Genomic DNA, 14,421 nt, shown 5'->3' on the forward strand with positions numbered 1-14,421 from the left:
GGTGCCGGGCGCAGCCCTGCCGACCCACCCTATACTTGCCGCCGTGACCGCCTTCCCCGCCCTCGTTCCGCTGGATGCACCGCTGCTGGCCGGCTACAGCGGCGGCCTGGATTCGACCGTGCTGCTGCACTGGCTGTGGCGATCGGCGCAGGCCGCCGGCACACCACTGCGTGCCATCCATGTCCACCACGGCCTGCAACCGGCTGCCGATGACTGGGTGCGCCACTGCCAGCAGCAATGTGCTGCGCTGGGCATCGAACTGGCCATGCACCACGTGCAGGTCACGCGTGAGGGCGGCCATGGCCTCGAAGGTGCTGCCCGGCTGGCACGCCGCGCGGCATTCACCGCCGAATTGCAGGCTGGAGAAACCCTGGCGCTGGCCCAGCACCAGGACGACCAGGCCGAGACCTTCCTGATGCGCGCGTTGCGCGGCTCGGGCATTGATGGGCTGGCGGCGATGACCGCTGACAGCCAACTCGACGGCCATCGGCTGTGGCGGCCATTGCTCGATGTGCCTCGCAGCACCCTGCAGACCTACGCCACGACTCACGGCCTGCAGTGGATCGAAGACCCCAGCAACAGCGAAGACCACGCCGACCGCAATTTCCTGCGCCTGCGGGTACTGCCACTGCTGCGCCAGCGCTGGCCACACGCCACGGCCGCATTGGCCGGCAGCGCCGCGCATTGCGCGCAGACCCGTGCATTGCTGGATGAAGAAGACGCCGAGCTGCTCGCTCACCTGGAAATAGCACCACGGGTGCTGTCGCTGGAGCTGCTGCGCCAGGTCGCACCGGAGCGTGCGGCGCGCGTGCTGCGTGCGTGGGTGCGCCGTCATGACGCAGCCCCGTTGCCGGCGCATGTGCTGCGGCAGGTGCAGAACGAGTTGATGGCGGCAGGTGCCGATCGGCAATCGCAGGTGCGTTGGCAGCAGCACGCCATCCGCCAGTGGCGCCAGCATGCCTACCTGCTGCCCACAGAACTGCCGGCGCTGCCGAACGACTGGCAGGCGACATGGGACGGCCGCGCGGCGCTGCAGCTGCCCGACGGCGGCCAGCTGCGCCTGCTTGGCACGGACGGCTTCGAGCACCCGCTGCAACTGCGCGCCCGCCAGGGCGGCGAACGCATCGTGCTGCCCGGCCGTACGCATTCATCCGCGTTGAAGGACTGCCTGCAGCGCGAACACCTGGCGCCCTGGCGACGCGCACAGCTGCCCCTGCTGTTCGACGGCGGGCAGCTGCTGGCGGCCGCCGACGTAGTCATTGCCGCGCCGCTGCAGGCCTGGCTGCAGGCACACAATGCACAGTTGCAGTGGCATCCGGGCGGCTGGTGAATTGACCCTCGCGCGCGCGCCGTCCACACTTGTCGCATGGCCAAGAAGTCCCCCGAAAACGCCTCCCCCGTCGCCCAGTTCGAGCAGTCGCTCGAATCGCTGGAACAACTGGTGGAGCAGATGGAAACCGGCGAGCTGAGCCTGGAAGCCTCGCTCAGTGCTTACGAACGTGGCGTGGGTCTGTACCGCCAGTGCCAGCAGGCGCTGGAGCAGGCCGAACTGCGCGTGCGCCTGCTCAGCGATCCGGCCCAGCCCGAAACCGCCGAACCGTTCGATCCGCCCAGCCATGACGGCTGAGGCGTTGTTCGCGCGCTGGCGCGACCGTATCGAAAGCCAGCTCGACGCCGCCCTGCCCTCACCGGCCGAAGCCCCGCAGCGCCTGCACCAGGCGATGCGCTATTCCGTGCTCGGTGGCGGCAAGCGCATGCGCCCCCTGCTGGTCTATGCCGCCGGCCAGGTGTTCGGCGCCCCGCTGGACAGGCTTGATGCCGCAGCGATGGCGGTGGAGCTGATCCACGCGTACTCGCTGGTGCACGACGATCTGCCCGCGATGGATGACGACGCCCTGCGCCGTGGCAAGCCCACCACTCACATCGCCTTCGACGAAGCCACCGCGATCCTCGCCGGTGACGCCCTGCAGACCCGTGCCTTCGGCCTGCTGGCCGATGCGCCGCTGCCGGCGGCATTGCGCGTGGCGTGCCTGCAGACCCTGGCCCATGCCTCCGGTGCGGCCGGCATGTGCGGTGGCCAGGCGCTGGACATCGATGCCACCGGCCGGCAGCAGTCGCTGGCAGCCCTGACCCGCATGCATGCGCTGAAGACCGGTGCGCTGATCCGCGCCGCGGTGCGCATGGGCGCGCTGTGCGGTGATGCGCCCGCACCCGTGCTGGCCCAGCTGGACGGCTTCGCCGATGCGCTCGGCCTGGCCTTCCAGGTCCGCGACGACATCCTCGATGTCGAAGCCAGTTCCGAGCAGCTGGGCAAGACCGCCGGCAAGGACCAGGCCCAGGACAAGAGCACCTTCCCCGCCCTGCTCGGCATGGACGGTGCCAAGGCGCAGCTGCGCGAACTGTCCGCTCGCATGCAGCAGGCGCTGGCGGGTTATCACGACGAAGCCGATGCGCTGCGTGCGCTGGCCACACTGGCGGTGGAACGCGACCACTGATCGCAGGCGTGCAGCTGCCATGCTGCGCGCTTGCCGGCATGGCCCGGCGCTACCATCCGCGCCAAATACGGAAACGCCCGGCATTGCCGGGCGTTTCTTCTTGCGTCGTTGATCGCTGCCGCTTACTTGATCAGGCGCAGCGAGAACGGGTAACGGTAAGCTTCGCCGTTGTTGGCCTTCACCGCAGCGATGATGCTGAAGACCAGGCTGAGCAGGCCGACGATCGGCGCCAGGATCATGCCGATGATCACGAAGCTCAGGATGACGCAGACGAACATCGCGATGGCGACGGTGATCTGGAAGTTCAGCGCTTCCTTCGACTGGTCGGTGACGAAGGCCTTGCTGGCGTCATCCTTGTTGATCAGCCAGATGATCAGCGCGCCGATGAAACCGGTGAAGATGCCCAGCAGGTGCGCTGCCAGGGCCATGGTGCGCTGGTCGGCAGGTACGCTGCTCGCCGCCGGGACGTTCTCGAATTCGCTCACGACAAAACTCCTTTTTATTGGGTGGTCTTGACCGACCGGCGGCAGGCCGGTCGCGTCAGGCGGGCCTAGCTTACGCCATCAATGGCATCAATCATTGCCGGCGATCGTCATCCGTCCCACCAGGATCGAGCCGGTGCGGATATGCGAGCGCGGATCGACGTCGCTGCCGACCGCCTCGATGGCCATGAACATGTCGCGCAGGTTGCCGGCGATGGTGATGCCGTCCACCGGATACTGGATCTGGCCGTTCTCCACGCGGAAGCCGCCGGCGCCGCGCGAGTAGTCGCCGGTCACCCCGTTCACCCCCTGCCCCATCAGCTCGGTCACCAGCAGGCCGTTGCCCATCTGCGCGGCGATGTCCTGCAGCGAACCGGCATTGGCCGCCAGCTGCAGGTTGTGCACGCCACCGGCATTGGCGGTGGTCTGCAGGCCCAGCTTGCGTGCCGAATAGCTGCCCAGCACGTAACGCTGCAGCACGCCATCACGGACCAGGGCCGACGCACGCGTGGCCACGCCGTCGCCATCGAAGGCGGCCGAGCGCAGGCCGCGGCGCAGGTGCGGCAGCTCCTCGATCTGCATCCAGTCGGGGAACAGCTGCTGGTCGACGCTGTCCAGCAGGAAGCTGGCCTGGCGATACAGTGCGCCGCCGGACACCGCCGACAGCAGATGGCCCACCAGGCTGCGCGCCACTTCCGGCGCGTACAGCACCGGCATGCTGCCGGTCGGCAGCGAGCGCGGCTGCAGGCGGGCGACCGTGCGCTCGGCGGCGCGGCGACCGACGCTGGCCGGATCTTCCAGATCCTCTCGGGCCAGTGCGCCGGTGTACCAGCCGTCGCGCTGCATGCCATCGCCGGTGCCGGCGATCAGCGCGCAGCCGATCGAATGGTGGGTACCGCGCTCGCGGCCGATGAACCCATGCGAATTGGCGTAGACCGACACGCTCTGCATGCTCGACACCGAGGCGCCATCGGAATTGCGGATCTGCGCATCGGCCTCGCGACCCGCTGCCTCGCAGGCCAGTGCCAGGTCCACCGCCTCGTCGGCCTGCAGCTCCCAGGGGTGCCAGCCGTCCAGTTCGGGGAAGTCGCGGGCCATCAAGCCGGCCTCGGCCAGCCCCGCAGCCGGGTCGTCCTCGGTATGGCGGGCGATCGCGCAGGCCTGCTCGACGGTGGCCAGCAGGCTGGCCTCATGCAGGTCGGCGGTGCTGGCACTGCCCTTGCGCTGGCCGAAGTAGACGGTCACGGCAATGCCGCGGTCACGGGTGGATTGCACGGTCTCGACCTCGCCGAGACGGACATTGACCTCCAGCCCGCGGTCCTCGCTGCAGCTGACCTCGGCCTGGCTGGCGCCCAGCGCGCGGGCACGCTGCAACAGCTGCTGGGAGATGTCGGCCAGCCGTTCCAGCCGGGCCGGGCTGTCGTCGCCGACGGCGACTTCAGGGGCGATCACGTTCAATGCTTTATCCTGTGCGGGTTGGGCCCGGCATCACGCCGGGCGACTTTTTTTGAAATCAGGTATGGACGATGCGCGGACGCGACGAAGAAACCGGTGAATTCCACGACAAGAGCCGCAGCCAGAACCGGCGCGACGCGCTCGACGTCCTGGCCCTGGGCGAGAAGCTGGTGTCGCTGACCCCGGCCCAGCTGGCGCGCCTGCCGATCCCGGAGGACCTGCTGCCGCACATCGCCGAGTGCAAGCGGATCACCGCGCATATCGCGCACAAGCGGCAGCTGGCGTTCCTGGCCAAGCACATGCGCCGCGAGGACGATGCCGCGCTGGACGCGATCCGCGATGCGCTGGATGCCAACAGCGACACCGGTCGCCGCGAAGTGGCGATGATGCACCGCGCTGAAGACTGGCGTGAGCGCCTGCTGGCCGAGGGCGACACCGCGCTGGCCGCACTGCTGAACGACTATCCGCAGGCGGACCGCCAGCAGCTGCGCACGCTGGTACGCAACGCCCAGGCCGAAAAGGCCAAGAACAAGCCGCCGCGCGCCTACCGCGAGATTTTCCAGGTGCTGCGCGCGCTGATGCTGCCGGCCGCCCTGGGCCTGAAGGCATCCGGTGAGGATGTCGAGGCAGACGCGCCGGTCGACGACGCCGACGAGGACTGAGTCCCCGTCGGGCATGGCGGTGGCTGTGGCCATCGCCGTGCTCAGGCCTGGGTACCGCCGACGGTGATGCCTTCGATCAGCAGCGACGGCTGGCCGACACCGACCGGCACACTCTGCCCGTCCTTGCCGCAGATGCCCACGCCCTCGTCCAGGGCCAGGTCGTTGCCGACCATGCGCACCTTCTGCATGGTTTCCGGGCCGTTGCCGATCAGGGTCGCGCCCTTCACCGGCGCGGTGATCCGGCCATCCTCGATCAGGTAGGCCTCGGTGGCCGAGAACACGTACTTGCCGCTGGTGATGTCGACCTGGCCGCCGCCGAAATTGACCGCGTACAGGCCCTTCTTCACCGAACGGATCATTTCCTGCGGATCGTGCTGGCCGGCGCGCATGTAGGTGTTGGTCATGCGCGGCATGGTCATGTGCGCGAACGATTCACGACGGCCGTTGCCGGTCGGGGCCACGCCCATCAGCCGCGCGTTGAGGCTGTCCTGCATGTAGCCGACCAGGATGCCGTCCTCGATCAGCGTGGTGCACTGGGTCGGATGGCCTTCGTCATCGATGTTGAGTGAACCACGCCGCCCATCCAGGGTGCCGTCGTCGACGATGGTCACGCCCGGGGCGGCCACGCGCTCGCCGATCCTGCCGGCGTAGACACTGGTGCCCTTGCGGTTGAAGTCACCTTCCAGGCCATGCCCGACCGCCTCGTGCAGCAGCACGCCCGGCCAGCCCGGCCCCAGCACCACCGGCATCACACCGGCCGGCGCCGGCACCGCTTCCAGGTTGACCAGTGCCTGCCGCAGCGCTTCGCGGGCGAAGGCTTCCGGGCGGCCATCGGCAAACAGCGTTTCGTAGCCATAGCGACCGCCGCCGCCGGAATAACCCGACTCACGGCGACCGTTCTGTTCAACGATCACCTGCACGTTCAAGCGCACCAGGGGGCGAACATCGGCGCCCAGCACACCATCGGTGCGGGCAACCAGCACGGTATCGACGCCACCGGACAGGCTGACCATCACCTGCTTCACGCGCGGATCGGATGCGCGCAGGTAGCCGTCCAGGCGCTTGAGCACCTCGACCTTGGCTTCGTTGCCGATGCCGTCGATCGGGTCCAGTGCCGGATACAGCACGCGCGCATCGCCGCGCAGCAGCGAGCGTCCGGTCTGTGCGCCACCTTCGCGCGAGATCGCACGTGCCGACTGCGCCGCAGTCAGCAACGCACCGGCGTGGATGTCGTCGGAATAGGCAAAGCCGGTCTTCTCGCCGGCAATCGCGCGCACGCCCACGCCCTGCTCGATGGAATGGGCGCCGTCCTTGACGATGCCGTCTTCCACGCTCCAGCTTTCGCGCCGGGCGTGCTGGAAGTACAGGTCGCCGAAGTCCACACCGGGGCCGAGCAGTTGGCCGAAGGTGCGCTCCAGGACAGCGGTATCCAGGCCACCGGGGCGCAACAGGCGGTCTTGGGCAAGCGTCAGGGCGTTGTCAGTCATGGTCTCGATCTGGGGGTGTGAAGGCGGCCAGGCAAGTCCGCCGGGGGAAACGGGGACGCCGGGCTCAACGCGGCGGCGGCGGTTCGGTGACGGTCGGCGGCGCGGCCGGCAATGGTTGTATGCGCGGCGGCGGCGGCGGCGGCGGTGCCGGCGCTGGCGCGCGTTCGCGGCTGCGCTCGATCACTTCCACCTTGGGCTCCTTCCACGGGCCGGTCACCTTGTAGGTGCGGGCGCCGATCTCGCCCAGTGGCTTGGACAATACCGCATTGGTGGCGGCACCCAGCGCCGCGCCGACCGGGCCGCCGGCCACCGCACCGACCACGGTCAGCAGGTTGCCCGCGCGCGGGTTGACATCGATGGTCTGGTCGAACTGCTGCTTGCGCAGGTCGGCTTCGCCACGGATGGTGATGTTCGCTGCCGGCCCTTCGATCAGCACCTTGTCGGTACGGGCCATGCCCTCGCCGAACTGCACGCTGCCCTCGACCTGGTTGAACGCGAAGCCCTTGGAGAAGAAGTCGCGGAAGTCGAACATCAACCGCCGCGGCAGCTGGGCGACGCTGAGCAGGCCCAGCACGCGGCCGGCACCTGGCTCCAGCTCCAGCAGCTGGCCATTGCGGGCATTCACATCAAGCTGGCCCTGCAGGTTGCCCAGCTGGAAGTCCGAAGGACCACCGGGCCACGACGCCTGCAGCTGGGCGTGGCCGGAGCCGCCGCGCAGCTGGCCGCCGTAATCGAGGTTCTGCAGCAACCCGCCCAGGTCTTCACTGCGCACCTGCGCATCGAGCGCGGTGCGCGAGCCGCCGCCCTTGCCGAGCCAACGGCCACGGATGTCGATCTCCTGGCTGGGGGCACGGAAGCGCAGTTCTTCCACGCTCAGGCCATTGGCGATCGGCCGCGTGCGCAGCACCGCCTGGCCCAGCACCACCTTGCCGAACTTCAGGTCGGCGATGTCCAGTGCGAACGGCGGCAGTTTGGCCGGGTCCATGTCGTCGGCACCGGCCTGCACCCGTGCCGGTGCCGCAGTGGCTCCGGGAAGGGTCGGCAGCGATTGCCAGTACACCCGCTCGAGCTGGCCGCTGATGGTGCCGCCCTCGGCGTTGGGTACGTTCAATTTGCCGGCCAGCGACGGGCCATCCAGGCGCACGTCCAGCGCCTGCGGGCCGGGGTGCAGCTGCAGACGGGTCTGCTCGAACACGCCACCGATCAGCATCAGCTGGCCGACCTGCACGTCAACCGCGCGCAGCGGCATCGGATCGCCATCGCCACCGGCGCCACGGGCCAGGCCGATCCATTCCAGCGCATCCAGCGTCGGGCTGCGGCCATTGACGGTCAGCCCGCTGGGCGGTGGCTCGCGGTCGACACGGTCGCTGCCCAGGGTGACCTGCACGCCGGTCTGGTTGTTGTGGCTGCGCGCGGCCAGCGCCAGACGCTGGCCGAATGCCACGTCGATGCGGCCAGCACCCATCGGCAACTGCGCGGCCACGGTGGTCGGCAGCGGCTCGCTGGCCGGCTTCTGCAGCGGTGCCGGCAGGTCCAGACGGGTGCCCACCAGGTCCGAGCGCAGGCGCAGCTCGCTCGGCGGCGCCGGCGCACCCGGTGCCACCTTCGGCAAATTCACCGCAATGGTCCACGGCGAGGTGCCATTGATGTACGGCTTCAGCCACGCCATTTCCGGTGCGCGGTCGATCAGCACGCCCGCGTCGAGCGTGGCGACCAGTTCCGATTCGAAGGCCAGCTTGGGGTCACGCACGAAACCACCGGCGCGCAGGCTCAGCCGGCCGTCCTGGCCGAGGTGGCGCACCGCCAATTCCTCGGCGGCAAAGCCGGCGTTGCTGTAACGGGCCTGCCCGCGCATGTTGTCGAATTCCAGCTGGAAGCGCTTGTCGACCAGCTTCAGCCCAGCCAGGTCCACCGTGCCCTGCAGGTGGCCACCGCCCTGGTCATGATGCAGAGGCTGCAGCAGGTCGAAATGCACGTTGGCCGGGCCGCTTGCCGCGAGGTTGTCCAGGGTGTCGCCGTATTCCTTGTGCAGCGGGCTCTGCCGCAGCATTGCCAGCAGCTTGCCGGCATCGCCCTGGCTGTCGGCGCGCACATACAGGGGCTGCTGGCCGAAATCCTGGATGCCGGCTTCGAACGTCTGTACCGCTACGCCGGCCAGATCACCGCGACCCTGCATGTGGAAGCCGGGGCCGATGAAGGCGACATCGGCGTCCACTTGGCTCATCAACGGCCAGTCGTGCTGGAAGCGGATGTCACCGTTGGTGATGTGGCCGGTGGCCTCGAAGCGTCCATCGTTGTTGTCGAACGGCCAGTCGTCCAGGTCACCGCTGACCAGGCCGATGCCGTTGCGCACCTGGCCACCGGCCAGGGCCATGTCCAGCCAGTCGGTGGCGCCCTTGCTCATTTTGGAATGGATCCAGAAACGCTTGGCGGCGGTCATCGGCACGTCGTCCAGCTTGGCCGCCAGCTGCATCCACGGCCGGGTGCCATCGCCCTGGAACCAGAGACCACCGCGCACGTCGGCGGCGTAGTCGGTACCTTCCACGCGCATCGCCGGGGTGCCGATACGCCAGCCACCGGCCTCGTCGCGCCAACCGACAATCTGTCCGGCCAGGTGCAGGTCGTGGCGCACGCCGAAACCGGTCGGCCAATCGAACTGCAGCTGGCGTTGCGGCTGCAGCTGCAGGCTGAAGCCATCGGCATCGCCCTCGAAGCGGCCGCCCAGGCCGCGCAGGCCCGGCGAGTTGCCAACGCTGGCAAAGCCCAGCGACTGCAGTTCGCCCTGTACCGACAACGGGCCATCCTGCTGACCGCGCACCTGCACCTGCGCCACATCCAGCTGCGGCGTGGCCAGGTACAGCCAATGGCGCAGGCCCGCATCCAGCCGATCGCTGAGTGACAGCGCGCGCAGCGCGATACCCGCCTGCGCCGCCCCGGCCTGCACCCGCATCTGCTTGCCCATCCGCACGTGCAGGCCGTCCAGCTGCTGCTGGCTGCCATCGGCCTGCAGGCGCAGGCGCGGCACCTGCAGCGCCCAACCGTCTGCCGTCCGCTGCCAGCGCAGGCGAGCCTGCAGCCGTTGCAGCTGCATCTGCGGAGCCGCGATGCCGGGCATCGGCGCGCCTTCGATACGCAGATCGCGCAGGTCCGAATCGGTGGTCAGCGCCACCGGCGCGAAATCCCGCAGGGTCAGCCACAGGTTGAGTTCGCCCTTGCCCTCGCGCAGGCGCATGCCACCGGCCGCCAGCAACGGCGACCAGGCGCGGAAATCAACTGGATCGGCACCCACCCAGGCCTGGCCGTTGCCGCGCTGGCGATCCAGGTCCAGCACCGCCGTCAGCGGCAAGGCGTCGGCCTGTGCCCAGGCACGCACGCCCACCCGCAGGCGGTCGCCATCCACGCGCAGGCGCAGGTCGATGCGCGGCAGGGTGGTGTCCACGCCCAGCGCAGGTGCATGCACGCCCAGGCGGCCGCCAATCACCTGCAGTTCGCCCAGCCGGCGCAACGCATCCAGCGGATCGCCGCCAGCGCTGGACTGCGGCAGGCCCCGCACCGACCAGCGGCCATCGGCGGCCTGCTGCAGGTCCAGCGCCAGGCCGCGCAGGCGCAGTTCGGTCAGCGAACGGCCCGGCAACAGGCCGCTGTACATCGACACCAGTACCTCGGCTTCGCCGATGGCCAGGCCCTGGCCCCCGCCGATGCGCAGGCCCTTCAACTGCAGCAGTGGACCGCGTCGGGTCCAGGTGGTGTCCAGGCGTTCGAAGCGCACCGGCTGTCCGGCACGCGCGCTCAGCCAGGCCGCGATCCTGTCCGGATGGCGCTCAGCCAGCGGCAGCAGCTGGCTGAAGGTGCCGACCAGCAGGGCAAGCCCGACCAGGCCGACCGCGCATGCGGCGATGAAATGACGGCGGATCCTTCGCAGTCGCAGGCGCGGCGGCGCGCTCATCGGCCACCGAAGGCAGACAGTCGGCCTGGATCAGAGCAGAACAACATCGAACTGCTCCTGCAGGTACTGCTCGTCCGCCTGGAAGCGGATGCTCTTGCCGAGGAACTCCTCCAGCTCGGCCACGGCCGTGGATTCCTCATCGGTGATCCGCGCCACCACCTTGCTGGAGGCGATCACCAGCAGGCGCGCGGCATCGAACTGGCGCACCGCACGGGTGATCTCGCGGAAGATCTCGTAGGTCACCGTTTCGGTGGTCTTGATGGTGCCGCGGCCACTGCACTGCGGGCAGGTTTCCGACAGCTGGCGTTCCAGGCTTTCCACCGTGCGCTTGCGGGTCATCTCCACCAGGCCCAGCGGCGAGAAGTCGTACACCGTGGTCTTGGCGTGGTCGCGGGCCAGCGCCTTCTCCAGGGTACGCAGCACCTGGCGGCGATGCTCGGCGTCATCCATGTCGATGAAGTCGATGATGATGATGCCGCCCAGGTTGCGCAGGCGCAGCTGCCTGGCCACCGCCTGCGCGGCCTCCAGGTTGGTGCGGAACACGGTTTCTTCCAGGTTGCGCTGGCCAAGGAACGAGCCGGTGTTGACGTCGATCGTGGTCATCGCCTCGGTCTGGTCGATCACCAGGTAGCCACCCGACTTCAGCGGTACCTGCTTGTCCAGCGCACGGCCGATCTCGTCCTCGACCCCGAACATGTCGAAGATCGGACGATCGCCGCTGTACAGCTCGATCTTCTCGGCCAGCACCGGCATGTACTTGGCCACGAAGGCCTGCAGCTGGGCGAAGGTCTCCTTCGAGTCCACCTTCACCTTGTCCACGTCCTTGCGGATCAGGTCGCGCACCGAACGCAGCGGCAGGCTCAGGTCTTCATAGATGTTGCTGCACGAGGCCGCCTCGCGGCCGCGGCGCTCGACCACGTTCCACACCCGAGACAGGTAGGCGATGTCTTCGGCGATGGCCTCGGCCGGCTGGCCCTCGGCATTGGTGCGCACGATATAGCCGTAGCCGCCGTGCTGGGCCGACAGCTCGGTCACCAGCGCCTTCAGCCGCGCGCGCTCGCCTTCGTCCTCGATGCGCGCCGACACGCCCACCACCTTCGACTGCGGCAGCAGCACCATGTAGCGCGAGGGAATGCTGATCTGGGTGGTCAGGCGTGCACCCTTGGTCCCGATCGGGTCCTTCACCACCTGCACCACGATGTCCTGGCCGTCGCGCAGCAGCTCCACGATCGGCACGCTGGACGGCGGCGGCAGGGTCGTGTTCTCGGTATCGGCGCTGGCCACCGGCGCCGGCCGCACCACGTCGTTGGCGTGCAGGAACGCGGCGCGCTCCAGCCCCACTTCGACGAAGGCCGCCTGCATGCCCGGCATGACCCGCTGCACCTTGCCCTTGTAGATGTTGCCGACCACGCCCCGGCGCCAACCGCGCTCGATGTGCAGTTCCTGCAGCATGCCGTTCTCGATCACCGCGACCCGGGTTTCGCGCGGGGTCACATTGACCAGGATTTCCTCAGACATCGGCAGCCTCCCTGGCGGCATCAGCAGTTGGGGCCAGCACGCCGCAGCGGGCCAGCAGACGATCGGTATGCAGCAACGGCAGCCCCATGACACCGGAGTAGCTGCCGGAAAGGTGTTCGATCCAGCGCTCGGCGCCGCCTTGGATGGCATAGGCACCGGCCTTGTCCAGCGGCTCGCCGCTGGCAACGTAGGCGGCGATGTCGGCCGCATTGATCGCGGCGAAAGTGACCTCGGAAACGACCAGTTCGCTGTCCAGCCCCTGCGCGTCCACCACCACCACGGCGGTCATCACCTGGTGGGTGCGCCCGGCCAGCCGCGCCAGCATCGCCCGCGCGTCGGCGGCATCGGCCGGCTTGCCGAACACGTCGCCATCGAGCACCACTTCGGTATCCGAGCCCAGCACCCGCGCCTGCGGGTCATCGGCCAGCACCCGCGCCAGGCCGGCGCGCGCCTTGTCGGCGGCGACCCGGCACACATAGTCCTGGGCACTTTCAGAGGCCGCACGCTGCTCGACGACCTCCAGGTCCAAGGCCTGGAAAGGGCGTCCGAGTCGGGCCAGCAGCTGGTTGCGTCGGGGGGAGCGGGAAGCAAGATAGAGCATCGACACAGCATAACCTGACGCCGGTACCTGAATCGTCGGACAATCCTTCCCCGGCGCCTGCAACCCCGAACGGACTCACAGCGCGTTCATCGCTACGACACCACCCTCACCGCCACAACAAGGAGATCCCATGCGCCGCACCGCCACCCCGCTGCTGCTTGCCCTGTCCCTCGCTCTTGGAGCTTCGATGACCGCCCATGCCGACCCGTCGTCGCCGTCGATCGCCGCCGCGGCCGAAGGCACGCTGTTGAACATCTCGGCCAACGCCGAAGCCACCCGCGTGCCGGACGTCGCCACTCTGTCGGCCGGCGTGGTCACCCAGGCTGCCGACGGCAACAGCGCGATGCGCCAGAACGCCCAGCAGATGGACAAGGTACTGGCCGCGATCAAGGCCGCCGGCATCGCCGAGCGCGACGTGCAGACCAGCGGCGTCAGCCTCAACCCGCAGTACCGCTATGCCGACAACGAAGCACCGAAGATCACCGGCTACCAGGCCAGCAACACCGTCAGCCTGAAGGTCCGCGACATCGCCAAGCTCGGCAAGGTGCTGGATGCGCTGGCCGCGCAGGGCGCCAACCAGATCAACGGCCCGCAGTTCGAGATCGACCAGCCCGAACCGGTCTATGACGAAGCCCGCCTGGCGGCACTGAAGAAGGCCCAGGCCCGCGCCCAGACCTATGCGAAATCGCTTGGCCTGCAGGTGCGCCGTATTGTCAGCATCTCCGAGAATTCCGGTGGCGGTTTCCGCCCGATGCCGATGATGCGTGCGCAGGCCGCCGGCATGGCCATGGACAAGGCGACCCCGGTCGCCCCGGGTGAGTCGACCGTGTCGGTGAACCTGGACGTGGTGTTCGAACTGGGCCGCTGAGGCGCCTGCCCGCTTCCTGCAACGGCGCCCTGCGGGGCGCCGTTTTCGTTTCCGCCGCCGCTGTGCGCGCCTGCCTAGATGAAGGCCAGCTCAACGCTGCCGCCCCTGCCTCTAGGCAGTGGTGGAGGCGGCGCGCTAATGATTGACTGCCAGCCGCGTGCGGCAACCCCGATGGCGGCCCTGGTGCGTTGAGGACTTCGACACTGGCATGGAGGTGGACCATGGTTCGTACGTATCCCGTAGTACCCCTGCACTTCGATCCCGCCCGCGTTGCCGCCTGGAGTGCGGCCATCGCCCTGCATCTGCTTGCGTTCCTGATGTTGCTGATCCCGGCGACCTACCAGGCCGTCACCGCACTTCCCCGCGACCAGACCACGATCCGGTTCATTCCGAAGGAAGAGCCCAAGCCCGAGCCCGTCCCCTTGCCGCCCAAACCTGAAAAGGTGGAAGTGGTGCAGAAGCAGCAGGCCGTGCCGGTCCCGCCAACACTGCCAGCGCCCACCGCGACCGTCGAAGAGGCCCAGGGCATCATCCTGCCGGCCGCCGAGCCGACAGCGGTGCAGGCGGCACCGACGATCGCCCCGTCCACGCCGTTGGCCGGCGCCCAACTGCAGTACCGCAGCAATCCGCCGCCAAGCTACCCGGTCCAGGCGCTGCGCAACCACGAGCAGGGCACGGTGCTGCTGCGGGTGGAAGTGGATCCCAGTGGCCAACCGGTGAACGTCAGCATCGAACGCAGCAGCGGCTCGCGCAGCCTGGACCAGGCCGCCCGCCAGCAGGTGCTGCGCCATTGGCGTTTCGTGCCGGCCGAACGTGACGGCATGGCCGTTCCGGCCATCGGCATGGTGCCGGTGCAGTTCTCCCTGCCCAACTGACCAAGGGCCGGCCCGGCGCCTGCCGGGCCGGC

The 14,421-nt window shown here is 68.8% G+C and carries 12 protein-coding genes; 6 read left to right on the top strand and 6 right to left on the bottom strand.

The features are described from left to right. The first annotated feature begins 43 nt into the window (after nt 1-43). The 3 genes from tilS to ACFX4F_RS09740 are packed head-to-tail and all read left to right on the top strand — an operon-like array spanning nt 44 to nt 2,495. The gene (gene tilS, locus ACFX4F_RS09730) at nt 44-1,330 is read left to right on the top strand and encodes a tRNA lysidine(34) synthetase TilS (RefSeq protein ID WP_380654708.1); all 1,287 of its coding nucleotides are present in this window, start codon (nt 44-46) and stop codon (nt 1,328-1,330) included. 36 nt (nt 1,331-1,366) lie between these two features. Then, nucleotides 1,367-1,627, top strand: a complete 261-nt coding sequence (locus ACFX4F_RS09735) for an exodeoxyribonuclease VII small subunit (protein ID WP_006381978.1) — start codon at nt 1,367-1,369, stop codon at nt 1,625-1,627. Further along, nucleotides 1,617-2,495, top strand: coding sequence for a polyprenyl synthetase family protein (locus tag ACFX4F_RS09740; RefSeq protein ID WP_380654639.1), 879 nt, complete (start codon nt 1,617-1,619; stop codon nt 2,493-2,495). Before ACFX4F_RS09735 ends, ACFX4F_RS09740 begins: the two co-directional genes overlap by 11 nt. 122 nt (nt 2,496-2,617) lie before the next feature. On the opposite strand, the gene ACFX4F_RS09745 is transcribed toward ACFX4F_RS09740, so the two are convergent. Together ACFX4F_RS09745 and pmbA are read right to left on the bottom strand one after the other, a co-directional pair. Continuing rightward, entirely contained in the window at nt 2,618-2,980 is a 363-nt protein-coding gene (locus ACFX4F_RS09745) for a DUF4870 domain-containing protein (protein ID WP_380654642.1), read from the bottom strand. 87 nt (nt 2,981-3,067) lie between these two features. Beyond that, nucleotides 3,068-4,435: a metalloprotease PmbA gene (pmbA, locus tag ACFX4F_RS09750; RefSeq protein ID WP_099818994.1), complete on the bottom strand. Its 1,368-nt coding sequence runs from the start codon at nt 4,433-4,435 to the stop codon at nt 3,068-3,070. A gap of 68 nt (nt 4,436-4,503) precedes the next feature. Between pmbA and yjgA the strand changes: the two genes are divergently transcribed. Next, nucleotides 4,504-5,094 (top strand): ribosome biogenesis factor YjgA, encoded by a 591-nt coding sequence (gene yjgA / locus ACFX4F_RS09755; RefSeq protein WP_099818993.1) that lies wholly within the window; start codon nt 4,504-4,506, stop codon nt 5,092-5,094. Between the two features lie 41 nt (nt 5,095-5,135). On the opposite strand, the gene tldD is transcribed toward yjgA, so the two are convergent. From tldD to ACFX4F_RS09775, 4 genes are all read right to left on the bottom strand, one after another. After that, nucleotides 5,136-6,581, bottom strand: a complete 1,446-nt coding sequence (tldD, locus tag ACFX4F_RS09760) for a metalloprotease TldD (protein WP_380654649.1) — start codon at nt 6,579-6,581, stop codon at nt 5,136-5,138. Between the two features lie 64 nt (nt 6,582-6,645). Next, on the bottom strand, nt 6,646-10,527 hold the full coding sequence (locus ACFX4F_RS09765; RefSeq protein ID WP_380654652.1) for a YhdP family protein: 3,882 nt from the start codon (nt 10,525-10,527) through the stop codon (nt 6,646-6,648). A gap of 30 nt (nt 10,528-10,557) precedes the next feature. Continuing rightward, on the bottom strand, nt 10,558-12,045 hold the full coding sequence (gene rng / locus ACFX4F_RS09770) for a ribonuclease G (RefSeq protein ID WP_025879287.1): 1,488 nt from the start codon (nt 12,043-12,045) through the stop codon (nt 10,558-10,560). After that, nucleotides 12,038-12,646, bottom strand: a complete 609-nt coding sequence (locus tag ACFX4F_RS09775) for a Maf family nucleotide pyrophosphatase (RefSeq protein WP_380654661.1) — start codon at nt 12,644-12,646, stop codon at nt 12,038-12,040. Before ACFX4F_RS09775 ends, rng begins: the two co-directional genes overlap by 8 nt. Before the next feature lie 130 nt (nt 12,647-12,776). Between ACFX4F_RS09775 and ACFX4F_RS09780 the strand changes: the two genes are divergently transcribed. Together ACFX4F_RS09780 and ACFX4F_RS09785 are read left to right on the top strand one after the other, a co-directional pair. Continuing rightward, complete coding sequence (locus ACFX4F_RS09780) at nt 12,777-13,514, top strand: SIMPL domain-containing protein (RefSeq protein ID WP_099818989.1); 738 nt, start codon at nt 12,777-12,779, stop codon at nt 13,512-13,514. Nucleotides 13,515-13,735: 221 nt separating this feature from the next. Continuing rightward, complete coding sequence (locus ACFX4F_RS09785) at nt 13,736-14,389, top strand: energy transducer TonB (protein ID WP_380654665.1); 654 nt, start codon at nt 13,736-13,738, stop codon at nt 14,387-14,389. Nucleotides 14,390-14,421 lie beyond the last annotated feature (32 nt).

Source organism: Stenotrophomonas sp. YIM B13575, assembly GCF_042787595.1.
GTDB lineage: Bacteria > Pseudomonadota > Gammaproteobacteria > Xanthomonadales > Xanthomonadaceae > Stenotrophomonas > Stenotrophomonas lactitubi_B.

Excerpts from the sequence above, each read along its gene's own strand:
- ACFX4F_RS09735 (WP_006381978.1), top strand. The coding sequence starts at position 1,367 with ATGGCCAAGAAGTCCCCCGAAAACGCCTCCCCCGTCGCCCAGTTCGAG.
- ACFX4F_RS09740 (WP_380654639.1), top strand. The coding sequence starts at position 1,617 with ATGACGGCTGAGGCGTTGTTCGCGCGCTGGCGCGACCGTATCGAAAGC.
- yjgA (WP_099818993.1), top strand. The coding sequence starts at position 4,504 with ATGCGCGGACGCGACGAAGAAACCGGTGAATTCCACGACAAGAGCCGC.
- tldD (WP_380654649.1), bottom strand. The coding sequence starts at position 6,581 with ATGACTGACAACGCCCTGACGCTTGCCCAAGACCGCCTGTTGCGCCCC.
- ACFX4F_RS09765 (WP_380654652.1), bottom strand. The coding sequence starts at position 10,527 with ATGAGCGCGCCGCCGCGCCTGCGACTGCGAAGGATCCGCCGTCATTTC.
- rng (WP_025879287.1), bottom strand. The coding sequence starts at position 12,045 with ATGTCTGAGGAAATCCTGGTCAATGTGACCCCGCGCGAAACCCGGGTC.
- ACFX4F_RS09775 (WP_380654661.1), bottom strand. The coding sequence starts at position 12,646 with ATGCTCTATCTTGCTTCCCGCTCCCCCCGACGCAACCAGCTGCTGGCC.
- ACFX4F_RS09780 (WP_099818989.1), top strand. The coding sequence starts at position 12,777 with ATGCGCCGCACCGCCACCCCGCTGCTGCTTGCCCTGTCCCTCGCTCTT.
- ACFX4F_RS09785 (WP_380654665.1), top strand. The coding sequence starts at position 13,736 with ATGGTTCGTACGTATCCCGTAGTACCCCTGCACTTCGATCCCGCCCGC.